The organism is Streptomyces sp. MnatMP-M17 (assembly GCF_900091995.1).
Classification (GTDB): Bacteria; Actinomycetota; Actinomycetes; order Streptomycetales; family Streptomycetaceae; genus Streptomyces.
The window spans coordinates 1-10,325 of record NZ_FMDK01000202.1; the positions used below are offsets into that span (position 1 = coordinate 1).

Below are 10,325 nucleotides of genomic sequence, written 5' to 3' on the forward strand. Positions count from 1 at the left end.
GGCGGGCGCGGCAGTATCCGCACGAGTTCTCCGGCGGGATGCGGCAGCGCGCGATGATCGGCATGGGACTGATGGGGCAGCCGCGGCTGATCGTCGCGGACGAGCCCACGACGGCGTTGGACGTCACCGTGCAGCGGCAGTTGCTGCGCCTGCTGGCACGGACGAGGGAGGCCGAGAACGCGGCGATCCTGCTGATCAGCCACGACATCACGGTCGTCGCGCAGAACTGCGACCGGATGCTGGTGATGTACGCCGGGCGGATCGTGGAGGACGTGCCGACCGCCGACCTGACATCCGCTCCACGACACCCCTATACGCGGGCCCTGCTGGCCGCGACGCTGGAGCTGGACACCGACCGTGACGCGCCGCTGGCGGTGATTCCCGGCCGCCCGCCCGAGCCGTCCGAGACGCCCGTGGGCTGCGCGTTCGCCGCCCGGTGCCCGCGGGCCACGGACCGATGCCTCGCGGAGGACCCGGTGCCGGCGCGCGTCGGGCAAGGGCATCGGGTCGCCTGCTGGCATCCGTACGAAGTCGCCGAGGACGCCGGGCGTGAGTCCGGCCGGGAAACCGTCGCCTCCGGAGGTACCGAATGAGCGAGCTCGTGTTCGACGAGGTGAGTGTGCGTTACGGCGGCAGACGCGGCGGCCTGACCGCGGTCGACGGTGTCAGCCTGACCGTCCCGGCCGGACAGGTGGTCGGGCTGGTCGGCGAGTCGGGTTCGGGCAAGTCGACGCTGGCGCGGGCCGCGGTCGGGCTGTCGCCGGTCAGCTCCGGCCGGGTGCTGCTCGACGGTGTCGACGTACGGCGCCTGCCGCGGAGACGGCCGCTCCAGATGGTGTTCCAGGACCCGTACTCCTCCCTCGATCCGCGTATGAGCATCGGCGAGTCGATCACCGAGGCCATGCCGCGCGGCGCACACGCCGACAAGGCCGGCCGGCGCGCCGAAGTGGCCCGGCTGCTGGAGCTGGTCAACCTGGATCCCAACCGTACCGGCGTGCTGCCCGGACACCTCTCCGGCGGCCAGCGTCAGCGCGTGGCCCTGGCCCGTGCGCTGGCAGGGCAGCCGGACGTGCTCATCGCCGACGAGATCACGTCCGCGCTGGACGTCTCGGTGCAGGGCGCCGTACTGAACCTGGTCCGTTCCGTACAGCGGCGGCTGGACCTGTCGATGCTGTTCATCTCGCACAATCTCGCCGTGATCCGCTACATCAGCGATGTGGTCGCCGTCATGTACCTCGGCCGCATCGTCGAGGCGGGTCCCGCCGAGCAGGTCCTCACCGACCCGCAGCACCCTTACACACAGGACCTGCTCGCCGCCGCGCCCTCCGCGCACACCGGCCTGTCCGGCATCGCGGGCGGCATCGCGTCCGGCACAGCGGGCGACGACAGCGGTCTCGCCGACATCGAACCGCCCGATCCGCATCACCCGCCCTCGGGCTGCCGCTACCGCACCCGCTGCCCGATCGGCCCGCTCGCCGACCCGGAGCGGACCGTCTGCGCCACCACCGATCCGGCGGACGGCACGATCCGCCGTCGCCATCGAGCGGCCTGCCACTTCGCCGGAAGCGGCAGCGAACATCTCGGCATATCCGCCCTATCCAAAGGAGGCAGTCCGCTATGACCCGGCAGACCCGACGTCAGGGCATCGACGACCTGTACGACTTCACGCTTCCGGAGAAGCCCGCGGTCTCACCGGACGGCAGCCGGATCGTGTACGTCCTGCGGACCGTGGACCGCGAGGCCGACAAGGACGCGCTCGCGCTCTGGGAGATCGCCGCCACGGGCGGCGAGGCACGGCAGCTGACCCGTGGCACGGCCGACACCGATCCGGCGTGGTCGCCGGACGGCGGCCGGATCGCGTTCCTGCGGGCGCGGGACTCGGCTCCGCAGCTCTGGGTCCTGCCCGCAGCGGGCGGTGAGGCCGAGCAGCTCACCACGCTCCCGCTGGGCGCGGGCACGCCGGTCTGGAGCCCGGACGGCGAGCGGATCGCGTTCACGGCGCCGGTCGATCTCCACGCGGCGGACGGCGAGGACGACGACGTCCGTACGCGTCGCGGAAAGGCGCCGGTGGTGGCCGACCGGCTGGACTTCAAGGCCGACGGCGCCGGACTGCTGCGTACCGTACGCACCCACGCGCACGTCCTTGACATCGGCACCGGGGAGATCCGTCAGGTCACCTCCGGGGACTGGCACGCGGGCCGGCCCGCGTGGTCGCCCGACGGCGGCCTGCTGGCCTTCCCGGGCGCGCCGGAAGCCGACTCCGACCTCACCTTCCGGTCGGGCGCGTACGTCGTCGACCTGGCCGAGCGCTCACCGAAGCCGCGCCTGACCGGCTCGGGCGAGGGCATCGTCGGTACGGTCGGCTGGACCGCCGACGGCGCGGCGCTGCTCGTCGTCGGCCGCCAGGACACCGAGGTCGGGCATCTCGGCCTGCTGCGGGTGCCGTTGGATGGGAGCGGCACCGTCGACCTGACGGCGGCCCTCGATCGCAACGTGATGCCGGGCGGCCCTGGCTATCCCGGCGGGCTGCCGGCGCAGCTCGTCGGGGCGGACGGGGCCGGCCGCGTGCTGTTCTGCGTACGCGACCAGGGCTGCACCCATCTGTACGCGGTCGACCTCGCCGGCGGCGCCCCGTGGCTCGTGGCCGGCGGCGCCGGAAACACCGTCGCGGATCTGTCCGTCGCGGGAGGCACGGTGGCGGTCGTACTCGCCACGCCGACGTCGTACGGCGAGATCGCGACCGTGACCGTACCGTCCTCGACGATCGCGGCCGAGGAGACGGCCGAGGGGACGGTCGCCGTGCTGACGCGGCATGGCGCGAGCGCCGCCGACGTCGAGCTGTTCGTACGCGAGGAGCGCGAGTTCACCATCTCCGACGGCACGGTCGTGCACGGCTGGCTGGTGCGCGATCCCGCGCGCGGCGGGCCGCTGCCGCTGCTGCTGGACATCCACGGCGGACCGCACAACGCCTGGAACGGTACGGCCGACTCCGTCCACCTCTACCACCAGGCGCTGGCCGCACGCGGCTGGGCGGTGCTGCTGCTCAACCCGCGCGGCAGCGACGGCTACGGCGAGGAGTTCTTCACCGCGGCGGTCGGCGCGTGGGGCGTGGCCGACGCCCTCGACTTCCTGGAGCCACTGGACCAGCTCGTCGCCGAGGGCGTCGCCGACGCCGAGCGGCTGGCCGTCACCGGCTACAGCTACGGCGGATTCATGACCTGTTATCTGACCAGCCGCGACAACCGCTTCGCCGCGGCCGTCGCGGGCGGTGTGGCCGGCGATCTGACGAGTATGGCGGGCACGTCCGACAGCGGGTACTACCTCGCTGTCGGCGAACTGGGCGGCACACCGTGGGCGGCGGCGGAGGACTACGCGACGCAGTCACCGCTCGCGCGGGTCGACCAGGTGCGGACGCCCACACTGATCGTGCACGGCGCCGACGACGTGCGCTGTCCCGTCGGGCAGGCCGAGCAGTGGTTCACCGCGCTGCGCGCGCGGGGCGTACCGAGCCGGCTGGTGCTCTACCCCGGGAGTTCGCACCTGTTCGTCCTCAACGGGCCGCCTTCGCACCGCGTGGACTTCAACCGCCGTGTCGCCGACTGGGTGGAGCAGTACGCGGGTCCGCGCGGGAGCGCGCCGCGGGTGCCCATCGACGCCGCACACTGGCAGCGCCGGCTGGACGAACTGGCGCGGCGCCACCGCGTTCCCGGCGCGGCACTGGGCATCCTGCGGCTGGGCGCCGGCGGCGGCACCGACGAGCTGGTACGGGCGAGCTACGGCGTCCTGAACAAGAACACCGGTGTGGAGGTCACCGACGACTCGCTCTTCCAGATCGGCTCGATCACCAAGGTCTGGACGACGACCGTCGTGATGCAACTGGTCGACGAGGGCCTGCTCGACCTCGACGCGCCGATCGCGGACGTCCTGCCCGAGCTACGGCTCGCCGATCCTGACGTGGCCGAGCGGGTGACCATGCGGCATCTGCTGACCCACACCAGCGGCATCGACGGCGACGTGTTCACCGACACCGGCCGCGGCGACGACTGCCTGGAGCTCTATGTCGACCTCCTTAAGGATGTCGAGCAGAACCACCCGCTGGGCGCGACGTTCTCCTACTGCAACTCCGGATTCACCCTGGCCGGCCGGGTGATCGAGAAACTGACCGGCAAGAGCTGGGACGCCGCCATGCGTGAGCGGCTGTTCGTCCCGCTCGGCCTGCACCACACGGTCACGCTTCCTGAGGAGGCGCTGCTGTTCCGCGCCGCTGTCGGCCATGTCGCGGCGGGCGACGACGACCCGCGGCCCGCGCCCGTCTGGATGCTCCCGCGTATCGCGGGCCCGGCCGGGCTGGTCACCGCGGCGACCGAGGACGTCCTGGCGTTCGCCCGGCTGCATCTGACCGGCGGCCTCGCCCCGAACGGCGACCGGGTGCTCTCGCGCGCGTCGGCGGACGCGATGGCCGCGAAGCACGCCGACCTGCCCGACAAGCACAGCATCGGCGACTCGTGGGGCCTCGGCTGGATCCGGTTCGACTGGGACGGCCACCAGGTCATCGGCCACGACGGCGGCACGATCGGACAGACGTCGTTCCTGCGGCTGCTCCCCGAGCAGGGGCTCGCGGTGACGCTGCTCACCAACGGCGGAAGCCCGCGAGACCTGTACGACGAGCTGTACCGGGAGATCTTCGCCGAGCTCGCCGGCGTCGCGGTACCGCACCCGCTGGAGCCGGCCGCCGAACCGCCCGCCGTCGACGCGGCACGGCATCTCGGCGTGTACGAGCGGGCCTCGACACGTCTGGAGGTGCTCCGCGGCGAACACGGGCTGCGCCTGCGCCAGACCATTACCGGTTCGCTCGCCGACCTGATACCGGAACAGACGCAGGAGTACGACCTGGTGCCGGTCTCCGACACGCTGTTCGCGTTCCGAGCGCCGGGATCCGAGGCCTGGACCTCGGTGACCTTCTACTCATTGCCGACCGGGGAACCGTACGTACACCTCGGTGTACGCGCGACCCCGAAGGTCTCCTGACCAAGGGCGGCCTGTGCGCTACCTGCCGGGGTGGGCCAGGGCGCACCGGCTGACACCCCGTCGGCAATGACAACGGACCGGGCACCTCAACGGTGCCCGGTCCCACATGACGCCCCCAGGTCAGCGGACCCTTCCCCGTGTTTTCAGGGCCCCAGGGACGGGCGGACCCGCGACCGGCGACCCGCGAACAGCACAAGTCGGCCTGAATTGGCGCCGAGCATCGCCTCGGCCGGCCGCCGCTGGCCGACCTCGGCGGCGGTGGCCTAGGCGACCAGTCCGCCCGCCACGGTCTGCAGGAAATAACCGGGGTGCAGCCGGTCGAGTTCGAGAGGGCCATAGATCCACTGCCCGGTGAACCAGCCGCCGAGCAGCACGGTCAGCACGAGGAAGACATCTACCAGGGCGGTCACCCCTCGCAAACGATCCGCTGGGACTACCCGGGTCAGGGACATCGCCGAAGTGAGCCCAAGAAGGGCCATGGGATGATCTTCGGTGTGGTCGGTCACGGCAGGATCTCGACGTACCCGTCGGTTCCGTGCACGCGGATCCGCTGCCCGTCCCGGATCAGCCGGGTGGCCTGCTCCACGCCCACGACGGCCGGCAGGCCGTACTCCCGGGCGATCACCGCGCCATGGGTCATCAGGCCGCCCACCTCCGTCACCAGGCCCGCGATTCCGACGAACAGCGGCGACCAGCTGGGGTCCGTGTGGGTCGTGACCAGGATGTCGCCCGCCTCAAGCTCGGCCTCCGCCATGTCAAGGATGACGCGGGCCCTCCCCTCGATGGTCCCGGCGGAAACCGGGAGGCCGATCAGGGCACCGGCCGGCACGTCGTCGCGCCGGTACGCCCCGGTGACAGCCTCGCCATCCGATGTGAGGACCCGGGGCGGTATGAGCGCGTGGTACGACCGGAACGCGTCCTTGCGTTGCTGGATGAGCTGGTCATCCACCTGGTTCGAGCGCACGACATGGTGGAGTTCCTGGAACGTGAGGTAGAAGATGTCCTCCTTCTCAGGAAGCACGTTGGCCTGCACGAGGCGCTCGCCCTCCTCCAGCAAAGCCTGCTTATAGACGGAGTAGCGGCTGACGATGCCGTACTTCGGGTACTCCCGGTACCCGATGAAGGTTCGGACCCGGTCGATCATTCGCTTGGCCTCGTCGGCTTTCCGGTCCCCGTCCGGCAGGGCCCGCAAGCGTGACAGCACGTCCTGTTCCTTCTTCTGCGCCTTCTGCCGGCCTTCCTCGAAGCGCCGCTCGGCGGCGCCCGGCTCGAAGTTCCTGACATTGTCGAGGATCACGGGCACAAGCGTGGTGGGGCGCTCGCGCCAACGCGGCCTCGTGATGTCGATCTCGCCAACGCAGCGCATGCCGTACCGGTCGAGATAGGCCTCGATGGCGTCGCGCGCTTCGGTCCCGCCCGCGAGCTTCGCCAGCTCGTCCAGGAAGGCCGCGTCCTCGACGTACCCGACGCCCTGCAGGAACGCCACCACCTCCGGCTGCGGGCGGATCACGTCCGCGACGTCGAGCAGCGCCAGTCCCATCTCCGACGTGATGCTGTCGGGGGCGGACAGCGTGAGCGTGTCGGCCGCGTTCTTCTCGCCCAGCCACTCCCGCAGCTTGTCGTTGAGCCACCACGTGGCCTCCATCCCCGCCATGATCACCTGAAAGCTCAGCGGATCACCGAGGACTCGCTTGTGCTCCTCGAAGGCCTCCAGCAGGAAGTCGAACAGCACCGGTCCGGTCTTCGTCCGGATGTCGCGTTCCAGGGCGGCGATGGACGTCTGGCTGCGCTCGATCAGCTCGGTGACGATGGCCGGATCGGTCTCGATCGGGACGGACGCGCCGGCCCGCGGCCCGCCGGGACCCGCGTCCGGGAGCGACGGGACGAAATCGTCGCGGTCGAGGACGGTCTCCAGCGCGTCCCTGATCAGCGGATCGCCTCTCCCCATGACGTCCAGGAGGCCGGCGCGGCTCGCGGGCGAGGCCAGGCGCCGGGTGACGTCGACGAACAGCCTCCCGCCGGCCTCGTGCATCGGCGCCATGGCCGTCAGCTGCCACACGGAGAGCCCCAGGGGCTTCATGGGGTCGGTCATCATCTGCCCATGACCAACGGAGACGTAGACGTGATTCTCCTGGTCGCCGGTCTCGGGGATGGGGAACAGTGTCGTGATCGGCCGGCTCTGAACGATCTGGAAGCCATCGTCGTCCAGGCACCATTCGATGTCCTGCGGGCTCCCGAAGTGCGCTTCGATCCGCCGCCCGAGCTGCACGAGCCGCACGACCTGCGCATCCGTCAGCGCCGGCTGCTCCTGCCGCCGCGAGTCGATCGCCACTTCCTGCGTACCGCCGACCGGTAGGGCGTGAACGGCACGCTGTTTGACGGCGATCGTCTTTGCGACGACTTCGCCGTGCCGCACCTTGAAGACGTCCGGGTTCACCAGGCCGGAGACCAGGGCCTCGCCGAGGCCGAAGCCGGCGTCCACGGTGGCGACCTTCCGGTTGCCTGTGACGGGGTCGGCCGTGAACAGGATGCCGGCCGCATGCGGGAAGACCATCTGCTGCACGACCACGGCCATGTGGACCGTACGGTGGTCGATGCCGTTCCGCTGCCGGTAGGTCACGGCCCGCTCGGTGAACAGCGAGGCCCAGCAGCGGCTGACGTGCTGCAGGATCGCCGCCGGCCCCACGACGTTCAGATATGTCTCCTGCTGGCCGGCGAAGGAGGCCGTCGGCAGGTCCTCTGCCGTCGCGCTGGATCGGACGGCGTAGGCGGCCTGCTCGCCAAGTTGGGCGAGCGCGCGGGTGATCGCCGCCGCGAGATCGCCCGGGATGGCGATCCCTTCGATGGTCCTGCGGATCCGCGCGCTGAGCGTGCGGATCGCCTCCCGGTCGTCCGGGTTCAGGCGCGACAGCCGATCGTCGATCGACGGCGCTTCCGCCATGATCCGCCGGAAGGCGTCCGTCGTCACGCAGAAGCCGGCCGGCACGCGGATGCCTTCGATCCGCGACAGCCCGCCCAGGTGCGCGCCCTTGCCGCCGACCACCGCGACCTGCGTCTCGTCAACCTCTTGAAGATCCCACACGTACTGCTCGATCACCGCTATGCCTCCGAGGCAGCCGTGTCCCGTTGCACTGCGCCGGCCGATCGAATCACCGGCGCCTCCAACTCAGTCGAACCTCTTGTCAGGCACGTCCTCGTCTCCGGCTGCCCTCCCTCTGACGAGTCGGCCGACCGCTCAGCCCAGTCGGGCGGCGCGCACCCCCGCACCACCGCCCCGAGCGCCCGCGCCCGCACTGCCGGTCCCACCACTGGTTCGACGTCACCGCGTCCCCCATGCGTCGACAACACACGCACGTCGTGCCCCCATTTCCGCAGGTTGTGGCCTCGGCCGACGATTTTGCGCCACCACCCGGGTCTTGCCGCAAGCCCCCCGGTGCGCTATACGTTGAGAGTGGCAAGGAGAGAGCTCTCCTTGCCTTTGTCTTTTGCCGTCCGCTGGACGTGGGCGGCTGCCGATACGCCGGGATCGTCTGCACCCCGGCCAACAGCTCCTGGCTGAACAGGATCGAGGCCCAGTTCACCGCCCATTGCCACTTCGCCCTCGACAGCACCGACCACCCGACCCACAAGGCCCAGGGCGGCGGGAGTTGAGCATCGCCTTCGGCAGCTTGATGACGCCGGCGCCGTTATGGTCCCCGATGCCGAAACCGGCCTGCTCAGTGAAGAAGTCCTGTAGCTCGTCCTGGCTCACAAAGGTCACCACGGCGCCCACGACCCGGCGGCCCCGGAACGTGACTCGTACGCCACTGGGGTCGTCGGCGGGTGTCATGTAGTCCTCCGGGCGGATCTCGGCCCAGCCCGCATTCTCAACACGCAGCAACACGAACGACGGGTCGACCAGCCTGTCGCCGTTGTGCTGCATATTCCGCAGGACCTCGGCGTACGGCGAGTCGGTCACATCAGCAGCCAGCGCGTCCATTTGCACGCGGTAGCCGAGCCGCTTGCGTCCGACGACGGCGAACTCCCAGAAGAAGGCTGCCGTGGGGACCGCGATGCTGACGATGGCAACCGTCGTCTCGAAACTGGGCAGCACTCGCCGAACTCCCTTGATAAAGCGAGCAGTTGGCATGGGGATACCCAGAGTGACGAGTGAGTCGTTCCGGGACCGTCGTAGAACCCGTGCGGCCGCTCGCCGACCAGCCCGCAATCTGCTGTCGGTGCCCGCTGCTTCGCAACGCTTGCTACGCAACCGCGACCTGTGCGAGGGGCTCAACCTCGTTTTCGCACCCAAGTACTCCAGCCGTAGATCGTGATCTCGGTGGTGAGGGGCGCCGAGGCAGCAGGTGGCCAGCGTCGATCATCTCGCCCGAGATCGCTCACGCCGTCGCGGGCGTCGGCTCCTTCTCCGTCTACCCGAGTTCACCGCGACGGAGGGCATCCCTTATCTCACTGAGCTTCGCGGTCGTGGCCGGGGCAGGCTCCTGCGCTTGTTCAGCGAGTCGGAGGGCGTCGTCAATCTCGCTGAGCTTCACGGAGGACAGGACGGCCGCCCGCTCTATCAGGTCGTCCCGGGACACAGTGGTCAGCCACGTGCACGGGGTGAAGCCCGGACGCGGGAACGCGAGCCGCAGCACGCCGTCGAACGGCAGTCCTTCACCGGCGCCGACCGTCACTTCGATGCCCACACCGCTGATGTCGACGCCCGCCGGAGCGACGACCTGCATCACCCGGATCCCGGACGGGCCGTCTCCCGACAGCAGTACGACCAACCTCCGCTCGTCGAACTGGACCCACCAGACTTCGCCACGTCGCACAAGTCCTCCAGACACATGACGGCAGACAGACGCTGCGCGACCCTGACACGCTATGGAGACGGGTGCGGCCACCGTTGATGATCATGCGGTGGCCGCAGGTCACAGCCTAGACCCTGCCCGCTGGCAGGAGGCGTTCGAGGGCCTGATGGCCCAGATCGCGGGCCGGTTCGCACGGGTCGAACCCCGACGTCGAGTCGGGCGGTTGGTGCTCGGGCTGCTGTCGGACCTGCCGCGCAAAAACTACTGGACCATCGCAGAGTGGGCCGGAGAGAGCACCCCGGACGACATGCAGCACCAATTTATCTCATCCGTGCCGCTGACGGCCTGGCGAGTATGACGGTCTCGTACGCGATCCCGCTTCTGGTCCTCCTCACCACGAACTCGACCACGCTGACGGGCGTCGCGTTCGTTGTGCAGTGGATACCGCGCCTGGTGTCCTTCTCGTTCGCCGGATCGCTCGTGGACCGGTGGGGTGCCGGCCGC

At 70.1% G+C, this 10,325-nt stretch carries 7 protein-coding genes and 1 pseudogene; 4 read left to right on the top strand and 4 right to left on the bottom strand.

Features of this window, described 5'->3' with window-relative positions:
- The 3 genes from GA0115259_RS09940 to GA0115259_RS09950 all read left to right on the top strand — a co-directional run.
- Positions 1-593 (top strand): ABC transporter ATP-binding protein (locus GA0115259_RS09940; protein ID WP_141716507.1); only part of this gene is annotated, 593 nt, incomplete at its 5' end.
- Positions 590-1,621, top strand: a complete 1,032-nt coding sequence (locus tag GA0115259_RS09945; protein ID WP_093593955.1) for an ABC transporter ATP-binding protein — start codon at positions 590-592, stop codon at positions 1,619-1,621. The genes GA0115259_RS09940 and GA0115259_RS09945, both read left to right, overlap by 4 nt.
- A complete protein-coding gene (locus tag GA0115259_RS09950; RefSeq protein ID WP_093593958.1) occupies positions 1,618-5,028 on the top strand; it encodes a serine hydrolase in 3,411 nt (1,136 codons plus the stop codon). Before GA0115259_RS09945 ends, GA0115259_RS09950 begins: the two co-directional genes overlap by 4 nt.
- Positions 5,029-5,291: 263 nt before the next feature.
- Here GA0115259_RS09950 and GA0115259_RS38930 read toward each other — a convergent pair whose 3' ends face one another.
- From GA0115259_RS38930 to GA0115259_RS09970, 4 genes are all read right to left on the bottom strand, one after another.
- Entirely contained in the window at positions 5,292-5,438 is a 147-nt protein-coding gene (locus GA0115259_RS38930; RefSeq protein ID WP_237539893.1) for a hypothetical protein, read from the bottom strand.
- A gap of 92 nt (positions 5,439-5,530) precedes the next feature.
- Positions 5,531-8,125: a rifamycin-inactivating phosphotransferase gene (rph, locus tag GA0115259_RS09955; RefSeq protein ID WP_093593961.1), complete on the bottom strand. Its 2,595-nt coding sequence runs from the start codon at positions 8,123-8,125 to the stop codon at positions 5,531-5,533.
- A 480-nt stretch (positions 8,126-8,605) separates the two neighbouring features.
- Complete coding sequence (locus GA0115259_RS42740; protein WP_176732493.1) at positions 8,606-9,121, bottom strand: hypothetical protein; 516 nt, start codon at positions 9,119-9,121, stop codon at positions 8,606-8,608.
- Between the two features lie 316 nt (positions 9,122-9,437).
- Positions 9,438-9,842 carry a growth inhibitor PemK gene (locus tag GA0115259_RS09970; RefSeq protein WP_093593967.1) on the bottom strand — a complete coding sequence of 135 codons (405 nt, stop codon included), beginning with the start codon at positions 9,840-9,842 and terminating at the stop codon, positions 9,438-9,440.
- Positions 9,843-9,894: 52 nt separating this feature from the next.
- Here GA0115259_RS09970 and GA0115259_RS38940 point away from each other — a divergent pair.
- Positions 9,895-10,137, top strand: a pseudogene (locus tag GA0115259_RS38940) (IS701 family transposase); the annotation flags it as partial.
- Positions 10,138-10,325: the final 188 nt, after the last annotated feature.